We start from the raw sequence: 20,622 nt of genomic DNA on the forward strand, positions 1-20,622 counted from the left end.
TGACGGATGCAACTATGCAAAGGCTAAACCAAGCTGCTGGCTGGCTACTTTTTCTGACGCTTTTAGCGCTTCTAGCTCTGGCTCTGCCAGCCAGTACGTTCGACTCGCAGTCGAAGAATTTTATTTTCCTGATTGGCGCCGTCGGCATCTGGCGCTACTCGATGGGTGCTACGCATTTCTTTCGCGGCATGCTGTTCCTGTACGTGGTCTACCCGCACTTGCGCCGCAAGGTGCGCAAGCTGGGCAAGGCGGCCGACCCGTCCCATGTGTTCCTAATGGTCACCAGCTTCCGTATCGACGCGCTGACCACCGCGCAGGTCTACAGCTCGGTGATTCGCGAGGCCATCGAATGCGGCTTCCCGACCACTGTGGTGTGCTCGCTGGTGGAGATGTCCGATGAGCTGCTGGTGAAAAGCCTGTGGGAACGCATGAACCCGCCGGAGCGCGTAAAGCTCGACTTCGTGCGCATCGCCGGCACCGGCAAACGCGACGGCCTGGCCTTCGGTTTCCGCGCTATCTCGCGCCACCTGCCGGATGACCGCGCCGTGGTAGCGGTGATCGACGGCGACACCGTGCTCGCCGAAGGTGTAGTGCGCAAGACCGTGCCGTGGTTCCAGCTGTTTGGCAATGTCGGTGGCCTGACCACCAACGAATTCTGCGAAGTACGCGGCGGCTACATCATGAGCGAATGGCACAAGCTGCGCTTCGCCCAACGCCACATCAACATGTGCTCCATGGCCCTGTCCAAGCGCGTGCTGACCATGACCGGGCGTATGTCGGTGTTCCGCGCCAACGTGGTGACCGACCCCGGCTTTATCGCCGACGTGGAAAGCGACTCGCTGCAACACTGGCGCCTGGGCCGCTTCAAGTTTTTGACCGGCGATGACAAGTCGAGCTGGTTCAGCCTGATGCGCCTGGGCTACGACACCTTCTACGTGCCGGACGCCGCAATCCACACCGTGGAACACCCGCCGGAAAAGAGCTTTATCAAGGCCAGCCGCAAGCTGATGTTCCGCTGGTACGGCAACAACCTGCGCCAGAACTCCCGCGCCCTGGGCCTGGGTATGCGTCGGTTGGGCCTGTTCACCAGCATCGTGTTGTTCGACCAGCGCGTATCGATGTGGACCTCCCTGCTCGGCCTGACCGTGGCGATCATCGCCACCTTCAAATACGGCGGCGCGTTCATCCTCGCGTACCTGCTGTGGATCGGTATCACCCGCCTGATCCTGACCCTGCTGCTGTCGTGCTCCGGCCACAAGATCGGCCCGGCTTACCCGGTGATTCTCTATTACAACCAGATCATGGGCGCGCTGGTGAAGATCTACGTGTTCTTCCGCCTTGATCAACAGTCCTGGACCCGCCAGGACACCAAACTGACCCGCGATTTGGCCAGCTTTCAACGTTGGTTCAACACCTGGTCGTCTCGGACCATGACCTTCTCCGCCGGCAGCATTTTCGTCGCCGTGTTGCTGATGATGGTCTGACCCAGCCAAGCCTGAATTAACTAGGAAATCGAACATATGAACAGCCCAGTAAACGCCAACGTTGTCCACGAATCCGAAGCCCAGCGCCAACATGCCCGGGTCAAAATCCCGGCCAAGCTGCGCTTCTTCAACACCGACCGTACCCAGACCGAAGCACGGGTGATCGACCTGTCCGCCGGTGGCCTGGCGTTCACCGCCACCCAGCCGCTGACCGTCGGTGAAGTGCACAAGGGCCGCCTGCAGTTCGTGATCGATAACCTCGGTCTGGCGATGGATGTAGAGCTGCAGATTCGCTCCTACGACCGCCAGAGCGGCCGCACCGGTTGCCAGTTCCAGAACCTCGACGCCCAGGATATTTCCACCCTGCGACATCTGATCACTTCGCACCTGTCCGGCGACATCGTGACCATGGGCGACGTGCTGGCCACCCTGCAACGCGACAACTTCACCAAGGCGCGCAAGGTCAAGGACGGCGGCAGCGGCATGACCGCGTTCGGTCGCTTGCGCGCGGTGGTGTTCAGCGCCGGGATCTTCATTGTCGGCCTCGCCGCGTTCGGTTTTGTGTTCAAGTCGGTGTACGGCATGTACTTCGTCAGCCACGCCCAGGCCGGCCTTGTCAGCGTGCCCGGCATGAACGTGACCATGCCGCGCGACGGCACTGTGCAGAGCCTGCTCAAAGGCGACGCGGTTGCAGCCAAAGGTGCGCCACTGGCAACGTTCAGCACCAGCATGCTCGATGTGCTCAAGGGCCATCTGGACGAAGACCAGCTGCAACCGGCCAAGGTTGAAGAGCTGTTCGGCAAGCAAATGACCGGCACCCTGACCTCGCCGTGCGATTGCGTGGTCGCCCAGCAATTGGTCGCTGACGGCCAGTACGCCAGCAAGGGCGATGTGATCTTCCAACTGGTGCCACGCGGCAGCCAGGCCAATGTGGAAGCGCGCTTTACCTATCGCCAGTTCGCTGACGTGCGCCCAGGTACCCAGGTGAACTTCCAGGTCGCCGACGAAGAACAGATCCGTACCGGCACCATTGTCAGCAGCACCAGCCTGAACAGCGCCGACTTGTCCTCAGACATTCGCGTGCAGATCAAGCCGGACGCGCCGCTGGACAGCACCTATGCCGGGCGCCCAGTGGAAGTCACCAGCGACCGCGGCCCTTCGCTGAACTGGCTGATCGATAAAGCCATGGCTCACGGTCTGTAAGCGGAGGACATGCCTGTGAACCCTATTTCAAGCACAACACAGAGCACTGTGGGAGTCGGGCTTGCCCGCGATGGGATCGACTCGGTGCACCTGAAAGACCGAGTTGCCCGCATCGCAGGCAAGCCAGCTCCCACACAGAGCGGGTCGCACTTCGCCTCTGCATTCTGCACATTGGCACTGGCGGTCAGCCTCGCCGGTTGCGCCGGCCTGCCCGACCAGCGCCTGGCCAACGAAGCGCTCAAACGTGGCGACACGGTCACCGCCCAGCAGAACTATCAGCAGCTGGCAGACCTGGGTTACAGCGAGGCTCAAGTCGGCCTGGCGGATATCCAGGTGACCACCCGCGACCCCGAGCAGATCCGCCAGGCCGAGGCCACCTACCGCGCAGCCGCCGATACCTCGCCGCGCGCCCAGGCCCGCCTGGGTCGCCTGCTGGTGGCCAAACCCGGCGCTACCGAAGCCGAACAGCACGAAGCCGAAGGCCTGTTGAAAAAAGCCTTTGCCAATGGCGAAGGCAACACCCTGATCCCGCTGGCGATGCTGTACCTGCAATACCCGCACAGCTTCCCCAACGTGAACGCCCAACAGCAAATCAGCAAATGGCAAGCGGCGGGTTATCCGGAAGCCGGCCTGGCCCAAGTGCTGCTGTACCGCACCCAGGGCACCTACGACCAGCACCTGGATGATGTGGAGCGCATCTGCAAGGCGGCGCTGAACACCACCGATATCTGCTACGTCGAACTGGCCACGGTCTACCAGAAAAAAGCCGAGCCGGAAAAACAGGCCGAACTGCTCAAGCAGCTCGAAGCCGGCTACGCCCGTGGCACCGTCACCGCCCAGCGTGTCGACAGCGTGGCCCGCGTATTGGGTGACGCGACCCTCGGCCAGCCGGATGAAAAAACCGCCCAGGCGCTGCTGGAAAAAATCGCCCCCGGCTACCCGGCCTCCTGGGTCAGCCTGGCGCAACTGCTCTACGACTTCCCCGAACTGGGCGACGTCGACCAGATGATGAAGTACCTGGACAACGGCCGCGCCGCCGACCAACCGCGCGCCGAGCTGTTGCTGGGCAAGCTCTACTACGAAGGCAAATGGGTGCCGGCAGACGCCAAGGCCGCCGAAGCGCATTTCGAGAAAGCCGTGGGCCGTGAAGTCGCCGCCGATTACTACCTCGGCCAGATCTACCGCCGTGGCTACCTGGGCAAGGTCTACTCGCAAAAAGCCCTCGACCACCTGCTGACCGCTGCACGCAACGGCCAGAACAGCGCCGACTTCGCCATCGCGCAATTGTTCTCCCAGGGCAAGGGCACCAAGCCCGACCCATTGAACGCCTATGTCTTCAGCCAATTGGCCAAAGCCCAGGACACGCCAGAGGCCAATGACCTGGCCACGCAGCTCGAAGCCCCGCTCACGCCAGAACAACGCGCCGAAGGCCAACGCCTGGTGCAACAGGAACTGGCCACGCGCGGCACCCTGGCCCAGAGCACGCTGCAACTGCACGCCCTGCAAGAAGAAGACGGCGAGGAATCCCTATGAAGCTCAACCCATTCGTCAAGGCCGGTATCGGCCTGACCTTCGCCCTGCTGTGGTCGTGCCCGACCCTGGCCGCGCTCACCGAAGCCAAGAACTTCGGCCTGGAAGTCAAAGCCACCGCACAGTCCGAAGATGACCGCGACCTTGGCACGCAAAAAGGTGGCGATGTGAACGGCATCGGCCTCGACCTGCGCCCGTGGGTCTACGGCGAAAGCGGCGCGTGGAGCGCCTACGCCATGGGGCAGGCGGTCGTGTCGAGTGACATCATCGAGACCGACCCCTTGCAACAATCGGCCGATGACGAAAATCAGCAAACCACCAACAACGACCGCAAGTCCAAGAAAAACTACCTGGCCATGCGCGAGTTCTGGGTCGGCTACAGCGGTTTCACGCCTTACCCGGGCGAGCTGCTCAAGCTGGGTCGCCAACGCCTGCGCAATGACGACGGCCAATGGCGCGACACCAATATCGAAGCGCTGAACTGGACCTTCGATACCACCCTGCTCAAGGCCAATGTCGGCGTCGCCGAACGCTTCAGCGAATACCGCACCGACCTCAAGGAACTGTCGCCCAAGGACAAGGACCGCCAGCACCTCTACGCCGACGCCGCCTACCAGTGGACCCCAGGCCAGTGGATCGGCTTGCGCGCCCACCACACCCATGACAACGGTAAGCTCGACTACCCGGAACCGGGCGTGGCGACCGACTCGTTGGACAAGCGCGAAAACGGCGACCTGACCTGGCTCGGCATCGAAGCCAACAGCGACGCCTACAACTGGCGCAACACCAACACCGTCAACTACTGGGCCAGCGTCACCGGCATGAAAGGCAACCGCGACACGGTCAACGCCCTCAACGCCGACGGCACCCGCCCAACCCAGGCCAAGCGCAGCGACGACGTGAATGGCTGGGCCACTGACATCGGCGTGCGCCTGCGCCTTGACCCGCAGTGGCAGGTCGGTGCGGCCTATTCCCGTGCCAGCGCCGAGTACGAGCAGAACGGCCTGCAAAGCAACCGTTCGAACTGGACCGGCACCCAGTCACGCGTGCATCGCTTTGGCGAAGCGTTTCGCGGCGAGATGAACAACATGCAGTCCATGAGCCTGTTCGGTTCCTGGCAGCTGCGCGAGGACTACGACGCCAGCCTGGTTTATCACAAATTCTGGCGCGTCGACGGCAACAAGCCGGTGGGCAGCAACGGCATCGATGCGGTGCAGAACAACACCGACGACGTGACCGGCGCGATCCTGTCCAGCACCTCGTTACCGCTGGAAGACGGCAAAAAAGACCTGGGTCAGGAGATGGACCTGGTGGTCACCAAGTACTTCAAAAAGGGCCTGTTGCCGGCCGCCCTCAGCCAGTCAATCGACGAGCCGTCCGCACTGGTGCGCTTTCGTGCAGGCGTGTTCAAGCCGGGCGATGCCTATGGCAGCCAGGTTGACTCGTACATGCACCGCGCGTTTGTCGACGTGATCTGGAAATTCTGATGGGAGCCTGCGCAATGAATGCTCAAAGCCTACTCGTCGCGGCAATGCTGATGGCCAGCGCCACAGCGTTTGCCGATACGGCGGCCAAGGCGCCGACCATCGCCAAGGAACTGCAACAGGCCAAGACCTACACCATTTCCAGCCCGCCCACCGCGCCGCTGGAACTGCCCAAGCCTGCGCTGCCCGACCTGACTGGCTACACCGCAGCGGCGATGGAAAAGAAGATCGTGCGCAGCAAACCGGGCAAAGTCAGCATCCGCCGCATGATGCAGGAAGACGCGCTCAAGGACTTTATCGGCGGCGATAACAAGATGGCCGAATGGGTGGTACGCCAGCACGGCATTCCCCAGGCGATCTTTGTCGACGACGGCTACCTGAACCTCAAGGACCTGCTCGGTAAAGTGCCCAAGCAGTACCTCAGTGAAACCTCGCCGGGGGTGTTTCTGGCCAAGCTGCCGATTGTGGTCGGGCGCAAAGGCATCCTCGACATCGACAAGCAGACCCAGGAGCTGCGCCTGTCCCAGCAAGCCGGTTCATTCCTGATCAACGACGGCCAGCTGTTTGTACGTGACACCAAAATCACCGGCTGGGACGAAAAGACCAACGGCCCGGCGCTGTTCAAGTCGCCCAAGGAGTTCCGCCCGTTCCTGCTGGCCTGGGGCGGCACCGAAACCTACATCTCCAAGACCAAGATGGCCAGCTTCGGCTACGCCAACAGTAAGTCGTACGGCGTGAGTATTTCCCAGTACACGCCGAACATGGCCAAGGTGCTCAAGCGTGCGGAACCGACCGGCTGGATCATCGATTCCGAGTTCTCGGACATGTGGTACGGCTTCTATTGCTACGAGACCACGGGCTTTGTGATCAAGGGCAACACCTACAAAGACAACATCGTCTACGGCATCGACCCGCACGACCGTTCCCACGGTCTGATCATTGCTGACAACACCGTCTACGGCACCAAGAAGAAGCACGGGATCATTATTTCCCGTGAGGTCAACGACAGCTTCATCTTCAACAACCGCAGCTACGACAACAAGCTCTCGGGCCTGGTGATCGACCGTAACAGCGTCAACAACCTGATCGCCGACAACGAGATCTACCGCAACCACACCGACGGCATCACCCTCTATGAGAGCGGCGACAACCTGTTGTGGGGCAACAAGGTCATCGCCAACCGTCGCCACGGCATCCGCGTGCGTAACAGCGTGAACATTCGCCTGTACGAGAACTCCGCCATGGCCAACGGGCTGACCGGCGTGTACGGGCACATCAAGGATTTGACCGACACCGACCGCGACATCGCCCTCGACCCGTTTGACGCGAAAGTCTCGCTGATCGTGGTCGGCGGCGAGCTGGCCGGCAACGGCAGCGGGCCGCTGTCGATTGATTCGCCATTGAGCATCGAGCTGTACCGCGTGTCGATGCTGGCGCCGACCAAATCCAGCGGCATCAGCTTTGCCGGTGTGCTGGGCGATCGCCAGGAAGAGATTCTCGACCTGCTGGTGCGCCAGCAGAAAGCCGTGCTGATCGACCCTGTCGAACGCCAGACCCAAATGCAGGACTGAGGATGACCCTTATGCACCCACACATGATCAAACTGCTGAGCCTCTCGGGTCTGACCCTCGGCCTGCTGGCGGCCAGCCAGGGCGTGCGCGCCGATGAAATCAAGGCACCGACCTTCACTGCCGAGCCGTGCTGCAGCCTGTGCCCGGCCGCCCATGACGCGAAGAACTACACCACGCGCTACCAGCAGAACTTCACCACCCTGGTGCAAGCCCAGGGCGACTGGCTGTTCCGTACCCAGGAAGATTTGCGCACCGAATTCGACACCAGCCCCGCCGGCTACAAACGCATGCAGCAGCTGCACGATGCGTTCAAGGCCAAGGGCGTGGAACTGGTGGTGGTCTATCAGCCGACCCGTGGCCTGGTGAATCGCAACAAGCTCAACCCTGAGGAAAAAGCCGCGTTCAATTTTGACAAGGCGCTGGGCAATTACAAAAGCATGCTCGGCCGCTTTGCCAAGATGGGTTATGTGGTGCCGGACCTGTCGCCGCTGACCAACGAACAGTTGCCCGATGAACTGCCGGCCCACGACTTCTACTTCCGTGGTGACCAGCACTGGACGCCATACGGCGCCCAACGCACGGCAAAAATCGTCGGCGCCAAAGTGCGGGCCATGCCCGAGTTTGCCGATATTCCCAAGCGCGAGTTCGAAACCAAACGCTCCGGGCGCATGGGCAAGACCGGCACCCTGCACAACATGGCCGGGCAACTGTGCGGCACCAGCTACGCGATCCAGTACATGGACCAGTTCACCACCGAGCCTAAAGGCGAAGCCGGTGATGGAGACTTGTTCGGCGATTCGGGTAACCCGCAGATCACCCTGGTGGGCACCAGCCACAGCGGCAAGAACTACAACTTCGCCGGCTTCCTGGAGCAGGAAATCGGTGCCGACATCCTTAACGTCGCCTTCCCCGGCGGCGGCCTGGAAGGTTCGATGATCCAGTACCTGGGCAGCGACGAGTTCCAGAAGACGCCGCCGAAAATCCTTATCTGGGAATTCTCGCCGCTGTACCGCCTCGACCAGGAAACCATTTACCGCCAGATGATGGCGCTGCTCGACAACGGCTGCGAAGGCAAGCCTGCGCAAATGAGCGCCAGCACCACGCTCAAACCCGGCAAGAACGAGTTGATGGTCAACAGCTCGAACAAAGACCTGCGCAACGCCAACCATCAGGTCGATATCCGCTTCGCCGACCCGTCGGTGAAAACCTTGCAAGCCATCCTCTGGTACATGAACGGGCGCCACGAGGACATCAAGATCGAGAAACCCGAAACATCCGATACAGACGGGCGTTTCGCCTTTGAACTGCGCACCGATGAAGACTGGGCCTCGCAGAACTTGCTGGCCGTGGAAGTGCAAGGCCCCGAAGCGGGCACTGCCGCGCAGAAAGTCGAAGCGAAAATTTGCACACGCAACGTGTTCCCGGCGAGCGGTCAACAGACCGCCCAGCTTGGGAAGTGAGGTTACTTATGCAGAAATTATTGATTCCAACGCTGCTGGGCCTGGCGATGTTCGCAGGTGTAGTAAACGCCGCCGCACCACTGCGTCCACCTCAAGGCTATTTCGCCCCGGTGGAAGCATTCAAGACCGGCGACTTCAAGAATGACTGCGACGCCATGCCGGCGCCGTACACCGGCTCGCTGCAATTTCGCAGCAAGTACGAAGGCTCGGACAAGGCCCGCGCCACCCTGAATGTGCGATCGGAAAAAGCCTTTCGTGACAGCACTGCCGACATCACCAAGCTGGAAAAAGACACCAGCAAACGCGTGATGCAGTTTATGCGCGACGGCCGCCCGGAGCAGCTGGAATGCACACTCAACTGGCTTACGAGCTGGGCCAAAGCGGATGCGTTGATGTCCAAGGACTTCAACCACACCGGCAAGTCCATGCGCAAATGGGCGCTGGGCAGCATGGCGTCGGCCTATGTGCGCCTGAAGTTCTCCGACTCGCACCCGCTGGCCAACCATCAGCAGGAGTCGCAGTTGATCGAAGCCTGGTTCAACAAGCTCGCCGATCAAGTCGTCAGCGACTGGGACAACCTGCCGTTGGATAAAACCAACAACCACTCCTACTGGGCCGCGTGGTCGGTGATGGCCACGTCCATCGCCACCAACCGTCGCGACCTGTTTGATTGGGCGGTGAAGGAATACAAGGTCGGCGCCAATCAGGTGGACGCCCAAGGGTTCTTGCCCAACGAACTGAAGCGCCAGCAACGCGCCTTGGCGTACCACAACTACGCGCTGCCGCCGCTGTCGATGATCGCCAGCTTTGCGCTGGTCAACGGTGTGGACCTGCGCCAGGAAAATAACGGCGCGCTCAAACGCCTGGGCGACAAGGTGCTGGCCGGGGTTAAAGACCCGGACATCTTCGAGAAGAAGAACGGCAAAGAGCAGGACATGAAGGACCTCAAGGAGGACATGAAATTTGCCTGGCTTGAACCCTTCTGCACCCTCTACACCTGCGCGCCGGAGGTGATCGAGCGCAAGCACGGCATGCAGCCGTTCAAGACCTTCCGCCTCGGCGGTGACCTGACCAAGGTCTACGACCCGACGCACGAAAAAGGCAACAAAGGTTCCTGATGGTTGGACTCGGTCCAAGGGTGGGAGCTGGCTTGCCTGCGATAGCGGTCTGACATTCAACATTGATGTCGACTGACACAAAGCAATCGCAGGCAAGCCAGCTCCCACAATTAACCAGGTTCCTTCAGTGAAATTGCAATACAGCCCTCCCCCAAATTGGGTGGGGGGGTTTGGGGGGGCCGTTGGCCCTTGACTGTTGGTTAAACATGGAGAGATCGGGATGGTTTTCTCGTCCAATGTGTTCCTGTTTTTGTTCTTGCCGATCTTTCTCGGCTTGTACTACTTGAGCGGGCAACGCTATCGCAATCTGCTGCTGCTGATTGCCAGCTACGTGTTCTACGCCTGGTGGCGAGTGGACTTCCTGGCGCTGTTCGCCGCCGTGACGCTGTGGAATTACTGGATCGGCCTCAAGGTCGGTGCCGCCGGCGTGCGCACCAAACCAGCGCAGCGCTGGCTGTTGCTCGGCGTGGCTGTCGACCTGTGCATCCTCGGCTACTTCAAGTACGCCAACTTCGGCGTCGACAGCATCAATGTGATGATGAAGTCGGCGGGCCTGGAGCCGTTTATCCTCACCCACGTGCTGTTGCCGATCGGGATCTCGTTCTACATCTTCGAGTCCATCAGCTACATCATCGACGTGTACCGTGGCGATACCCCGGCAACCCGCAACCTGATCGACTTCGCGGCGTTCGTGGCGATCTTCCCGCACCTGATTGCAGGTCCCGTGTTGCGCTTTCGTGACCTGGCCGACCAGTTCAACAACCGCACCCACACCCTCGACAAGTTCTCCGAGGGCTGCACGCGGTTCATGCAGGGTTTCATCAAGAAAGTCTTCATCGCCGACACCCTGGCGGTGGTGGCCGACCATTGCTTCGCCCTGCAAAACCCGACCACGGGCGATGCCTGGCTCGGCGCGCTGGCTTACACCGCGCAGCTGTACTTCGACTTCTCCGGCTACAGCGACATGGCCATCGGTCTGGGCTTGATGATGGGTTTCCGCTTCATGGAGAACTTCAAGCAGCCGTACATCAGCCAGTCGATCACCGAGTTCTGGCGGCGCTGGCACATCAGCCTGTCCACTTGGCTGCGTGACTACCTGTACATCACCCTGGGCGGCAACCGTAAAGGCACGCTGATCACCTACCGCAACCTGTTCCTGACCATGCTGCTCGGTGGCCTGTGGCACGGCGCAAACATCACCTACATCGTGTGGGGCGCCTGGCACGGTATGTGGCTGGCGATTGAAAAAGCCATCGGCCTGAATACCGCGCCACGCAGTTTCAATCTGCTGCGCTGGGCCTTCACCTTCCTGCTGGTGGTGATGGGCTGGGTGATCTTCCGCGCCGAAAACCTGCACGTCGCCGGGCGTATGTACGGTGCGATGTTCAGCTTTGGCGAGTGGTCGCTGTCGGAACTCAACCGCGCCAGCCTCACTGGCCTGCAAGTGGCAACCCTGGTGGTGGCCTACGCAACACTGGCGTTCTTTGGCCTGCGCGATTTCTACAACAATCGCCCTGCCGAAAAAGCCAAACCCGCCGACCCGAGCCTGATCAAGGCAGTACCGGGCGACAACCCAGGCAGCATCCACCAGCCCGGTTTCAGCGTGGGCCAGGACGCCGCCGTGCAACCGGCCTACTGGACCGCTGACTGGCCACGCTACGCCATGCGCGCCACCGTGCTGCTGCTGTTCGTGGCCTCGATTCTGAAACTGTCGGCGCAGAGCTTCTCGCCGTTCCTTTACTTCCAATTTTGAGGGAGCCGACCATGACCCGTTCATTTCGCGTCCTCTATATCACGCTGTTCCTGCTGGTGCTGCTGGCCCTGGGCGCCTGGTCGCTGCGCAGCTTCTTCGGCTTCAGCACCAACGCCGACGCCACCGTGCTCAACGGCCGCTGGACCAAGGCCGTCGAGACCCACTACGACGATGAGTTCCCGATCAAGCGCCTGGGCACCAACCTCTGGGCGGCGCTGGACTACAAGCTGTTCAATGAAGGCCGCCCCGGCGTGGTGCTGGGCCGCGACCACTGGTTGTACAGCGACGAGGAATTCAACCCCATCGTCAACGAAGACCAGAACCTGCAAGGCAACTACGCGCTGGTCGAAGGCGTGCGCCAAAAACTCAAGGCCCAGGGCATCCAACTGGTGATGGCGATCGTGCCGGCCAAGGTGCGCTTGTACCCGGAACACCTGGGTAAAGTGAAACCGGCGAGCATCCACGCCAACCTGTACGAGGACTTCCACGCCCGTGTGGCGGCCGACAAGATCATCGCCCCTGACCTGCTTGGCCCGCTGCAACAGGCCAAGCTGGGCGGCACGCAAGTGTTCCTGCGCACCGATACCCACTGGACCCCGGACGGTGCGGAAATCGCTGCCAAACAATTGGCCAAGACCATTGCCGACAAGACGCCGTTGAGCGGCGAGCCACAGCGCTTTGTCACCGAAGCCGAAAAAACCGAACCGCACAAAGGCGACCTGCGCCTGTTCCTGCCGCTGGACCCACTGTTTGAAAACCTGATGCCGCCTAAAGAGCCGCTGCAAAAACGCGTCACGCACCTGGCGGAAAACAAAGGCGACGACGCCCTGTTTGCCGACAGTGAAACGCCGGTAGCACTGGTGGGCACCAGCTACAGCGCCAACCCCAACTGGAACTTCGTCGGCGCGCTCAAGCAAGCCTTGCACAGCGACGTCATCAACTACTCCGAAGACGGCCACGGCCCGATCCTGCCGATGCTCAGCTACCTGAAAAGCGATGACTTCAAGAACAGCCCGCCCCAAGTGCTGATCTGGGAGTTTCCGGAACGTTATCTGCCCGTCAACAACGAAATCGGTGATGCCGACCCGCAGTGGGTTGCGCAGCTTAAACAAGCCGGTTCGCGCCAACAGAACATGGCTTTGAACACTCAAAAATCCGAGACGCCCGACCGGGCGCAAAACTGAAAGAGAGGTAACTCACATGACTTTCACTACTACTCCGCGTCGTCTCGCCAAGACCCTGGCCATCGCTGCCGGCTTGAGCTTCGTATCGATGTCCGCCTTCGCCGGGGGCGACGCCGCCCTGTACGGCCCGACGGCACCAAAAGGCTCCAGCTTCGTGCGGATCTACAACGCATCGAACCAGGAAGTCAGCGCCACCGTCGGCGCCACCAACCTGAGCGACGTTGCGCCGCTGGCCAGCAGTGACTTCAGCTTCATGCCCGGCGGCGACTACAGCGCCAAGGTCGGCAGCCAGACCGTACCGGTCAAGCTCGCGGCCGATCACTACTACACCCTGGTTAACAGCGGCAGCGGCCAGCCACAGCTGATCGAAGAGCCGCCGTTCAAGAACAAGCAGAAATCCCTGGTGCGTGTGCAGAACCTCAGCGACAAGGCCCTGACCCTGAAAACCGCCGACGGCAAGACCGACGTGGTCAAGTCGGTGGCTGCCAAGGGCCGTGGCGAGCGCGAAATCAACCCGGTGAAAGTCAGCCTGGCGTTATATGACGGTGACAAGAAAGTCGGCGATGTGAAGCCGGTGGCTTTGGAACGCGGTGAAGCGGCGGTGCTGTATGTGACCGGTTCCGGCTCGAGCATTTCGCCAGTGTGGGTCAAGCGCCCCGTGTCGACCCGCTGATTAATTTCTCGAATTGACCCACTCCCCTTGTGGAAACAGGGCCCTGTGGGAGCCGGGCTTGCCCGCGATGGCGGTGGTGAATCCAACACCGCTATCGCAGGCAAGCCAGCTCCCACACAAGCCCAGTTCCAACAAGGGCCCTGGAGTCAATTCGGACCGAGACAAAAACAAGAGTGAAACGACAAACCTTCGTAGCTCTGACCCAAATCGATTCAAGGAGAAACACCCATGATCCCAGTAATCCTTTCCGGTGGTAGCGGCTCACGTCTTTGGCCGCTTTCCCGCAAACAGTTCCCCAAGCAATTCCTGGCCTTGACCGGCGAACACACACTGTTCCAGCAAACCCTGGAGCGCCTGGTGTTCGAAGGCATGGACGCCCCGATCGTGGTCTGCAACAAGGACCACCGCTTCATCGTCAACGAGCAACTGAGCACGCGTAAGCTCGAATGCCAACGCATCCTGATGGAGCCGTTCGGCCGCAACACCGCGCCGGCCGTGGCCCTGACTGCGATGATGCTGGTCAACGAAGGCCGCGACGAGCTGATGCTGGTGCTGCCCGCCGACCACGTGATCGACGACCAGAAAGCCCTGCAACGCGCCCTGGCCCTGGCCACCGTGGCGGCCGAGCGTGGCGAGATGGTGCTGTTCGGCGTGCCGGCAACCCGCCCGGAAACCGGTTACGGCTACATCAAGTCCAGCAACGATTCGCTGCTGCCCGAAGGCGTCAGCCGCGTGCAACAGTTCGTGGAAAAACCCGATGAAAAACGCGCCGTCGAGTTCGTCAAAAGCGGCGGCTACTTCTGGAACAGCGGCATGTTCCTGTTCCGCGCCAGCCGCTTCCTCGAAGAGCTGAAAAAACACGACCCGGACATCTACGACACCTGTGTGCTGACCCTGGAGCGCAGCGAGCAGGATGCCGACACCGTGACCTTCGACGAATCTACCTTCGCCTGCTGCCCGGACAACTCCATCGACTACGCGGTGATGGAAAAAACCCAACGCGCCTGCGTGGTGCCGTTGAGTGCCGGTTGGAGCGACGTGGGTTGCTGGGCCTCGTTGTGGGCGGTCAATGACAAAGACGTCAATGGCAACGTCAGTAAAGGCGACGTGGTGATCCAGGACAGCCGCAACTGCATGATCCACGGCAACGGCAAGCTGGTGTCGGTGATCGGCCTGGACAATATCGTGGTGGTGGAAACCAAGGACGCGATGATGATTGCCCACAAGGACAAGGTCCAGGGCGTCAAGCAGATGGTCTCCACCCTCAACGACCAGGGCCGCAGCGAAACCCAGAACCACTGCGAAGTCTACCGCCCGTGGGGTTCCTACGACTCGGTGGACATGGGTGGGCGCTTCCAGGTCAAGCACATCTCGGTCAAGCCGGGCGCGTGCCTGTCGCTGCAGATGCACCACCACCGCGCCGAACACTGGATCGTGGTCAGCGGCACGGCCGAAGTCACCTGTGACGACAACGTGTTCCTGCTCTGCGAGAACCAGTCCACCTACATCCCGATCGCCTCGGTGCACCGCCTGCGTAACCCGGGCAAGATCCCGTTGGAGATCATCGAAGTGCAATCGGGCAGCTACCTGGGCGAAGACGATATCGAGCGCTTTGAAGATATCTACGGTCGCTCGACGCCGGTTGAACGTGGCGTTTCGGTGAAAACTATCGCGCAGTAACACGGTCGTACAAGAAGCCCTCATCCAGCCCGTTGCGTCCCCTATCCGCAGTGGGCTGGGTGGGGGCTTTTTCTTGGGTTTTGCAGTGACCGTAAGGGCCTCATCGCAGGCAAGCCAGCTCCCACAGTTGGACCGGGTATGCCCTTGGAATGCAGTCGAATGTGGGAGCTGGCTTGCCTGCGATGGCGTCCGAAAGCATCCCGCCAGCATTGACCCTTGTCTCCATCCTGCCTATCCTCGCGCCTGTCACGACTCATTCGTGATGAGGTTTGACGGCCTCGCGAACTCATAGGATCCCATTTTCATCAGGAGATCCACCATGTCCAAACAAACCACCCGCCCCACCCCCTTCGGCCCCAGCGACCGCAGTGAAGAACCTCTTTTTTGCGTACAACCCGGCATTCCCATCGAACATGCACTGGGCCAGCCTGCAATTGGCTGAAACAGGACTGGCTTTGGTTGAGGCCTCCATCGAGGGCTTGCAGGCAGACTCTTCTACTCAGTAAGTAAGTCTTCGCAGGCAAGCCAGCTCCCACAGGGGAATGCATTCCAACTGTGGGAGCTGGCTTGCCTGCGATGGCGCCCGACCAATCAACACTTATCTCAAGCTACCCAATCCCACCTACGCTTAAGTTAGGATGCTGGTTCCCTATTCGAGGTGGTCTCCATGTTCTTCGGCGTTCTACTGATCATCACCTGGCTGATCCTGCTGCTGCGCTACCCCGCCAAAGCCTTGCCGGTATCGCTGGCCGCCGCCGTCGGCCTGGGTTTTGTCGCCATCTGGGTGGTGTGGCTGGACAGCCGCGAAGCGTCGCAACTGGCACGCCTGGAACTGCGCATCAGCTACGCGCCACAGGAATGCCCGGCCGACCGACCGTTGAAACTGGTGCTGATCAACGGCAATGACGTGCCGCTCACTGAATTGCGCTGGCGCCTCGCAGCGTATGCGCCGGGGGACACAGTGAACCTGGCCGATAACGTTTATGCTGCGCCGCGCTACCGCGGCCCCGGCGAATTACAGGCCGGCGCCACCTGGGACGACTGTTTACCCACGCCGCCGCTGCGCCCCGGCTACCGCCCGCAAACCCTGGAATTTCGCGCCGAGCACCTGCAAGGCAGTTTCTCGGACTGACAAAGGATTGATCCATGCCCAACGTACTCATCACCGGTTGCTCCAGTGGCATTGGCCGCGCCCTGGCTGACGCATTTAAATCCGCCGGTTTCGACGTGTGGGCCAGCGCCCGTCGCGAAGCGGACGTCGCCGCTCTCGCTGCTGCCGGCTTCAATGCCGTGCTACTGGACGTCAACGACAGTGCGGCGCTGCAGCGCCTGGCCGAACAGCTCGGCGAACTGGACGTGTTGATCAACAATGCCGGCTACGGCGCCATGGGGCCGCTGCTCGACGGCGGCACCAAAGCCATGCAGCGACAGTTCGAGACCAATGTGTTTTCCATCGTCGGCGTCACCCAGGCACTGTTTCCCGCGCTGCGGCGCAGTAAAGGGCTGGTGGTGAATATCGGCAGCGTTTCGGGTGTGCTGGTCACGCCGTTTGCGGGTGCGTACTGCGCATCGAAAGCCGCGGTGCATGCCTTGAGCGATGCATTGCGTATGGAACTGGCGCCGTTTGCTATTCGGGTGATGGAAGTGCAGCCAGGAGCCATCGACACAAGTTTCGCGAAAAACGCCGGCGCCCAGGCCGAGCTGCTGATCAACGAACATTCGCCCTGGTGGCCGGTGCGCGAAGGTATTCGTGCACGCTCCCAGGCCTCGCAGGGCAACCCGACTTCGGCCGAGCAATTTGCAGCTCAAGTGCTCAAGGCTGTGCAACATCCAACACCGCCACGGATGTTGCGTGCGGGCAATGGCAGCCGAGCGTTGCCGTTGATGGCGGCGCTGTTGCCAAAAGGGTTGCTGGAGAAAGTCCTGAAGAAGCGGTTCGGACTCTCTGGCTCACTCTAGCCCTTCATAAAATCAATAAACGCCCGCACCTTCAGCGGCAAATGCCGTGTATCCGGGTACATGGCGTAAATCCCTTGCGGCGCGAAGCGATGGTCCGCCAGCAAGCGCACCAACCGCCCCGCGTCCAGATCACCCTGCACCAGCCATTGCGGCAGTACCGCCACACCATGCCCACGCACGGCGAAGGTCTGGAGAACCGACGCACTGTCGGCCACCAGTGCCGCAGGGCCGGAACGGTATTGATGCTCGCCGCCGGCCGGGTCGGTCAGGCTCAGCTCCGTCAAACGGCCATGGCCTAACTTGGGCACGCGCTCCAACGCATCCAGGGTTTGCACCAGGGCAAACTCAGGCGCGGCGACAGCAAACACCTCAAAGGTCGACAGCTGCACCGCCCGGTGATTGGAGTCGAGCAGTCGCCCCAACCGAATCGCCACGTCAAAGCGCTCGGAGATCAAATCAGCATGGGTGGAGGATGTGGATAAGTGAATGTTCAAGTCCGGGTGCAGGCGCCGAAAAGCCTCCACCGCAGGAGCAACGACTGCCAACGCGTATTCCACCGTGGTGGTGATGCGTAAGGTGCCTTTGAGTTGCGCATGTTCGGAGCGGGCTTCTTCCACCGCCAGCCGGGCTTCTTCCAGCATGCGCGTGCAACGCAGGTAAAAGCGCTCACCGGCATCCGTCAGTGCCAACTGGCGGGTGCTGCGAGTTAACAGGGTCACGCCCAGTTCTGCCTCAAGGCGCTTGAGGTTGAAGCTGACCACGGCGCGGGTCTGGCCCAGCCGATCGGCGGCGGCGGTGAGCGAGCCGGCCTCGACCACGGCCTTGAAGGTGTCGAATCGGTCCAGGCTGACCATTGGCCGCGCGCTCCTTTGTCAAAATATTTTTGACAAACTAACAGTCAAATCACCGTATCCCAAACGCTGCTTGCGACCTACCCTGCCCGCTTCACTCGCAGGATCGCGTTTATGAACTACCGCTCGAAAGTCGCCTGGATCTTTTTACTCGGCTTTGCCCTGGACCTGGTGAACATGTTTGTCGCCACCGTCGCCTACCCGGACATCGCCCGCGAACTGCACGCCTCGGTCACGCAATTGGCGTGGATCAGCAACGCCTACGTACTCGGGCTGACCGTGATCATTCCGTTAAGTGTGTGGCTGGCGGCGATCATGGGCGAACGGACGCTGATCGCGGCGAGCCTGCTGTTGTTCGCGGGCGCCTCGGTGATGGTTGGCCAGGCGGGTTCCATCGAAACGCTGATTGGCTGGCGGGCGTTGCAAGGTTTGGGCGGTGGCTTGCTGATCCCCGTGGGCCAGGCCATGGCTTACCGGCACTATCCAGCGGCAGAACGCAGCCAATTGACAGCCAGCGTGATGTCGGTGGCGCTGCTGGTACCGGCATTGTCGCCGGCTTTGGGCGGGCTGATCGTCGACAGTGTGTCATGGCGCTGGATCTTCTACGCCAACCTGCCGCTGGCGTTGCTCACATTGCTGCTGGCACTGCTGTGGATAAAACCTGATGCACCTGTAACGGTGCGCCCGGCCCTGGATGTGGGCAGTATTTTCAAACAGATCCGCAGCCCGATGCTGCGCGTGGCGATGTTGGTCTATCTGTTCATCCCCGGCATATTTATCGGCACCAGCCTGATCGCTATTCTCTACCTGCGAGGCCTGGGCTACGACGCGACACACACCGGCGCGCTGATGTTGCCGTGGGCGCTGGCGTCGGCACTGGCGATTTTCCTGAGCAAAAAACGCTTCAACCGCTACGGCCCAAAACCCTTGCTGCTGGCGGGCATGGCCCTGCAATGCATCGGCATCCTGCTGCTGACAAAACCCGAACCGGCCGTAATTATTCTGGCCTACGCGTTGATGGGCCTGGGCGGCAGCCTGTGCAGCAGCACGGCGCAGACCTTGGCGTTTCTCGACATACCCGCCGAGCGCATGGGCCACGCCAGTGCGCTGTGGAACATCAACCGACAAGTCAGCTTCTGCCTGGGCGCTGCCGCCCTCAGTGCGTTGTTGTCGGCCTTGGATTCCTTCGTCATAACCTTCACGATAGCCGCAGCCCTGACACTGCTGCCCCTTTTTGCCGTGTTGCGCCTGGATACGTCCAGAGTCCGCACGCTGCTTCACCCTGCCAGCGAGCCCAGCCATGATTGATTACAACGATTTTTTTGAAGAAGTGATCCAGACCCACGTCGAGATCGAGCAATGGTTTGCCGGGGTTGCGCCTGAAGGCACCCTGGAAACCTTGCTTGCGCGCTTTTCACCCGATTTCAGTATGGTCGCACCCGCCACCGGCACGAGAGTGAATACAGCCGGGGTTAAAGCGTTGTTCACGCGCCTGGGCGGTATGCGCCCGGGGTTGAAGATCACCTTGAGCGAAATGGCCGGGATCGACCGGCACGCGCGCGGCGCCACGGTGACTTACCGCGAACACCAGATTGATGACAGCGGCACCCAGACTGACCGCCGCGCCACCGTGGTATTCGAAAAACAGGCCAGCGGCGCGCTGCTGTGGCGCCATCTGCATGAAACCTTCATCAAGGCATAACACAGCCAAAACTGTGGGAGCTGGCTTGCCTGCGATGGCGGTGGGTCAGCTGAAAACAGGTCAACTGACAGTGCGCTATCGCAGGCAAGCCAGCTCCCACAGTTTAATGTTGCGTTGGGTTGACGATCACCGTGCAGGTGATCCCCGCCGCCAGCAGCACGCCGTCGGGCACTTCATCGATGTGAATCCGCACCGGCACCCGCTGGGCCAGGCGCACCCAGTTGAAGGTCGGATTCACATCCGCTATCAGCTCACGGCTCTCGGGGTTGTCGCGGTCGTAGATACCCCGCGAGATGCTTTCCACGTGGCCCTTGAGCGTCTCGCCGCTCATCAGTTGCATATCGGCTTTGTCGCCCACCTTCACATGGGGCAGCTTGGTCTCTTCGAAGAAGCCGTAGACCCAGAACGAGTTCATATCGACCACGGCCATCTTGGCCTCGCCAATACGCGCATAGTCGCCACGGTGCACATTGAGGTTGGTGACATAACCGTCCACTGCCGCCACCACCTGCGTACGTTTCAAGTTAAGTTCAGCGGCTTCCAGTTGCGCCAACGCATGCTGGTAATCGGCCAACGCCGAGTCGGCGATGTTGCTGGCGTCGTCGCGATTTTCCCTGGAGATCACCAGCGCGTCGAGGTCGGCACGGCGGTGGGCGTTGACCTTGCGCATCTCCCAGGTGGCTTTGCGCGAAGCCACCAGCGACTGCGCCTGTTTGACGGCAATGCGGTAGTGCTCGGGGTCGATCTGCATCAGCAGGTCGCCCTTCTTCACCAACTGGTTGTCACGCACCGGTACATCCACCACTTCGCCCGTAACGTCGGCCGCCACATTGATGATGTCGGCGCGCACGCGGCCATCGCGGGTCCACGGCGTTTGCATGTAGTGCACCCACAACGTGCGGCCAATCCAGATCGCCAATGCCAATACCAGCAAGGTCGCGAGCAGGCTGAAAAACTTTTTCATCGGGGC

The 20,622-nt window shown here is 61.0% G+C and carries 18 protein-coding genes; 16 read left to right on the forward strand and 2 right to left on the reverse strand.

Features of this window, described 5'->3' with window-relative positions; translation table 11 throughout:
* Positions 1-14: 14 nt before the first annotated feature.
* The 14 genes from alg8 to ACQY47_RS09645 all read left to right on the forward strand — a co-directional run bounded on the left by alg8 (position 15) and on the right by ACQY47_RS09645 (position 17,099).
* On the forward strand, positions 15-1,484 hold the full coding sequence (alg8, locus tag ACQY47_RS09580) for a mannuronan synthase (protein ID WP_428557009.1): 1,470 nt from the start codon (positions 15-17) through the stop codon (positions 1,482-1,484).
* 36 nt (positions 1,485-1,520) lie between these two features.
* Positions 1,521-2,687, forward strand: a complete 1,167-nt coding sequence (locus ACQY47_RS09585; protein ID WP_017135214.1) for an alginate biosynthesis protein Alg44 — start codon at positions 1,521-1,523, stop codon at positions 2,685-2,687.
* Between the two features lie 9 nt (positions 2,688-2,696).
* Positions 2,697-4,220: an alginate biosynthesis TPR repeat lipoprotein AlgK gene (gene algK, locus ACQY47_RS09590; protein ID WP_225933030.1), complete on the forward strand. Its 1,524-nt coding sequence runs from the start codon at positions 2,697-2,699 to the stop codon at positions 4,218-4,220.
* Positions 4,217-5,704 carry an alginate export family protein gene (locus ACQY47_RS09595; protein WP_017135216.1) on the forward strand — a complete coding sequence of 496 codons (1,488 nt, stop codon included), beginning with the start codon at positions 4,217-4,219 and terminating at the stop codon, positions 5,702-5,704. The genes algK and ACQY47_RS09595 overlap by 4 nt, the downstream gene beginning before the upstream one ends.
* Positions 5,704-7,272, forward strand: a complete 1,569-nt coding sequence (gene algG, locus ACQY47_RS09600; RefSeq protein WP_236447606.1) for a mannuronan 5-epimerase AlgG — start codon at positions 5,704-5,706, stop codon at positions 7,270-7,272. The genes ACQY47_RS09595 and algG overlap by 1 nt, the downstream gene beginning before the upstream one ends.
* A gap of 11 nt (positions 7,273-7,283) precedes the next feature.
* Positions 7,284-8,732: an alginate O-acetyltransferase gene (locus ACQY47_RS09605; RefSeq protein WP_428557010.1), complete on the forward strand. Its 1,449-nt coding sequence runs from the start codon at positions 7,284-7,286 to the stop codon at positions 8,730-8,732.
* Between the two features lie 8 nt (positions 8,733-8,740).
* Positions 8,741-9,850, forward strand: coding sequence for a mannuronate-specific alginate lyase (locus ACQY47_RS09610; RefSeq protein WP_428557011.1), 1,110 nt, complete (start codon positions 8,741-8,743; stop codon positions 9,848-9,850).
* 220 nt (positions 9,851-10,070) lie between these two features.
* Positions 10,071-11,603: an MBOAT family O-acyltransferase gene (locus tag ACQY47_RS09615; RefSeq protein WP_017135220.1), complete on the forward strand. Its 1,533-nt coding sequence runs from the start codon at positions 10,071-10,073 to the stop codon at positions 11,601-11,603.
* Positions 11,604-11,614: 11 nt separating this feature from the next.
* Complete coding sequence (locus ACQY47_RS09620; protein ID WP_138452514.1) at positions 11,615-12,787, forward strand: alginate O-acetyltransferase; 1,173 nt, start codon at positions 11,615-11,617, stop codon at positions 12,785-12,787.
* Between the two features lie 16 nt (positions 12,788-12,803).
* On the forward strand, positions 12,804-13,460 hold the full coding sequence (locus ACQY47_RS09625; protein WP_017135222.1) for an alginate O-acetyltransferase AlgF: 657 nt from the start codon (positions 12,804-12,806) through the stop codon (positions 13,458-13,460).
* Positions 13,461-13,688: 228 nt separating this feature from the next.
* Complete coding sequence (locus ACQY47_RS09630) at positions 13,689-15,140, forward strand: mannose-1-phosphate guanylyltransferase/mannose-6-phosphate isomerase (protein ID WP_017138155.1); 1,452 nt, start codon at positions 13,689-13,691, stop codon at positions 15,138-15,140.
* A gap of 319 nt (positions 15,141-15,459) precedes the next feature.
* Positions 15,460-15,582, forward strand: a complete 123-nt coding sequence (locus tag ACQY47_RS09635) for a hypothetical protein (RefSeq protein ID WP_428557012.1) — start codon at positions 15,460-15,462, stop codon at positions 15,580-15,582.
* 225 nt (positions 15,583-15,807) lie between these two features.
* Positions 15,808-16,272 (forward strand): multidrug transporter, encoded by a 465-nt coding sequence (locus ACQY47_RS09640; protein ID WP_069786112.1) that lies wholly within the window; start codon positions 15,808-15,810, stop codon positions 16,270-16,272.
* Between the two features lie 14 nt (positions 16,273-16,286).
* A complete protein-coding gene (locus tag ACQY47_RS09645; protein WP_428557013.1) occupies positions 16,287-17,099 on the forward strand; it encodes an SDR family oxidoreductase in 813 nt (270 codons plus the stop codon).
* Here ACQY47_RS09645 and ACQY47_RS09650 read toward each other — a convergent pair.
* Complete coding sequence (locus ACQY47_RS09650) at positions 17,096-17,953, reverse strand: LysR family transcriptional regulator (RefSeq protein ID WP_428557014.1); 858 nt, start codon at positions 17,951-17,953, stop codon at positions 17,096-17,098. The two genes, ACQY47_RS09645 and ACQY47_RS09650, sit on opposite strands and share 4 nt — an antisense overlap.
* Before the next feature lie 111 nt (positions 17,954-18,064).
* Between ACQY47_RS09650 and ACQY47_RS09655 the strand changes: the two genes are divergently transcribed.
* Positions 18,065-19,258, forward strand: coding sequence for an MFS transporter (locus ACQY47_RS09655; protein WP_428557015.1), 1,194 nt, complete (start codon positions 18,065-18,067; stop codon positions 19,256-19,258).
* The gene (locus ACQY47_RS09660) at positions 19,251-19,652 is read left to right on the forward strand and encodes a nuclear transport factor 2 family protein (RefSeq protein WP_017138162.1); all 402 of its coding nucleotides are present in this window, start codon (positions 19,251-19,253) and stop codon (positions 19,650-19,652) included. Before ACQY47_RS09655 ends, ACQY47_RS09660 begins: the two co-directional genes overlap by 8 nt.
* Before the next feature lie 103 nt (positions 19,653-19,755).
* Here ACQY47_RS09660 and ACQY47_RS09665 read toward each other — a convergent pair whose 3' ends face one another.
* The gene (locus ACQY47_RS09665) at positions 19,756-20,616 is read right to left on the reverse strand and encodes an efflux RND transporter periplasmic adaptor subunit (RefSeq protein ID WP_017138163.1); all 861 of its coding nucleotides are present in this window, start codon (positions 20,614-20,616) and stop codon (positions 19,756-19,758) included.
* Positions 20,617-20,622: the final 6 nt, after the last annotated feature.

The sequence above is a fragment of the Pseudomonas edaphica genome (genome assembly GCF_965277385.1).
In the GTDB taxonomy this organism is placed as follows: domain Bacteria; phylum Pseudomonadota; class Gammaproteobacteria; order Pseudomonadales; family Pseudomonadaceae; genus Aquipseudomonas; species Aquipseudomonas edaphica.

What these genes read in the sequence shown, in the direction of transcription:
- ACQY47_RS09630 (WP_017138155.1), top strand. Translation starts at nt 13,689, where the DNA reads ATGATCCCAGTAATCCTTTCCGGTGGTAGCGGCTCACGTCTTTGGCCG.
- ACQY47_RS09605 (WP_428557010.1), top strand. Translation starts at nt 7,284, where the DNA reads ATGCACCCACACATGATCAAACTGCTGAGCCTCTCGGGTCTGACCCTC.
- ACQY47_RS09585 (WP_017135214.1), top strand. Translation starts at nt 1,521, where the DNA reads ATGAACAGCCCAGTAAACGCCAACGTTGTCCACGAATCCGAAGCCCAG.
- alg8 (WP_428557009.1), top strand. Translation starts at nt 15, where the DNA reads ATGCAAAGGCTAAACCAAGCTGCTGGCTGGCTACTTTTTCTGACGCTT.
- ACQY47_RS09625 (WP_017135222.1), top strand. Translation starts at nt 12,804, where the DNA reads ATGACTTTCACTACTACTCCGCGTCGTCTCGCCAAGACCCTGGCCATC.
- ACQY47_RS09645 (WP_428557013.1), top strand. Translation starts at nt 16,287, where the DNA reads ATGCCCAACGTACTCATCACCGGTTGCTCCAGTGGCATTGGCCGCGCC.
- ACQY47_RS09595 (WP_017135216.1), top strand. Translation starts at nt 4,217, where the DNA reads ATGAAGCTCAACCCATTCGTCAAGGCCGGTATCGGCCTGACCTTCGCC.
- ACQY47_RS09620 (WP_138452514.1), top strand. Translation starts at nt 11,615, where the DNA reads ATGACCCGTTCATTTCGCGTCCTCTATATCACGCTGTTCCTGCTGGTG.
- ACQY47_RS09660 (WP_017138162.1), top strand. Translation starts at nt 19,251, where the DNA reads ATGATTGATTACAACGATTTTTTTGAAGAAGTGATCCAGACCCACGTC.
- algK (WP_225933030.1), top strand. Translation starts at nt 2,697, where the DNA reads ATGCCTGTGAACCCTATTTCAAGCACAACACAGAGCACTGTGGGAGTC.
- ACQY47_RS09640 (WP_069786112.1), top strand. Translation starts at nt 15,808, where the DNA reads ATGTTCTTCGGCGTTCTACTGATCATCACCTGGCTGATCCTGCTGCTG.
- algG (WP_236447606.1), top strand. Translation starts at nt 5,704, where the DNA reads ATGGGAGCCTGCGCAATGAATGCTCAAAGCCTACTCGTCGCGGCAATG.
- ACQY47_RS09610 (WP_428557011.1), top strand. Translation starts at nt 8,741, where the DNA reads ATGCAGAAATTATTGATTCCAACGCTGCTGGGCCTGGCGATGTTCGCA.
- ACQY47_RS09650 (WP_428557014.1), bottom strand. Translation starts at nt 17,953, where the DNA reads ATGGTCAGCCTGGACCGATTCGACACCTTCAAGGCCGTGGTCGAGGCC.
- ACQY47_RS09635 (WP_428557012.1), top strand. Translation starts at nt 15,460, where the DNA reads ATGTCCAAACAAACCACCCGCCCCACCCCCTTCGGCCCCAGCGACCGC.
- ACQY47_RS09655 (WP_428557015.1), top strand. Translation starts at nt 18,065, where the DNA reads ATGAACTACCGCTCGAAAGTCGCCTGGATCTTTTTACTCGGCTTTGCC.
- ACQY47_RS09615 (WP_017135220.1), top strand. Translation starts at nt 10,071, where the DNA reads ATGGTTTTCTCGTCCAATGTGTTCCTGTTTTTGTTCTTGCCGATCTTT.
- ACQY47_RS09665 (WP_017138163.1), bottom strand. Translation starts at nt 20,616, where the DNA reads ATGAAAAAGTTTTTCAGCCTGCTCGCGACCTTGCTGGTATTGGCATTG.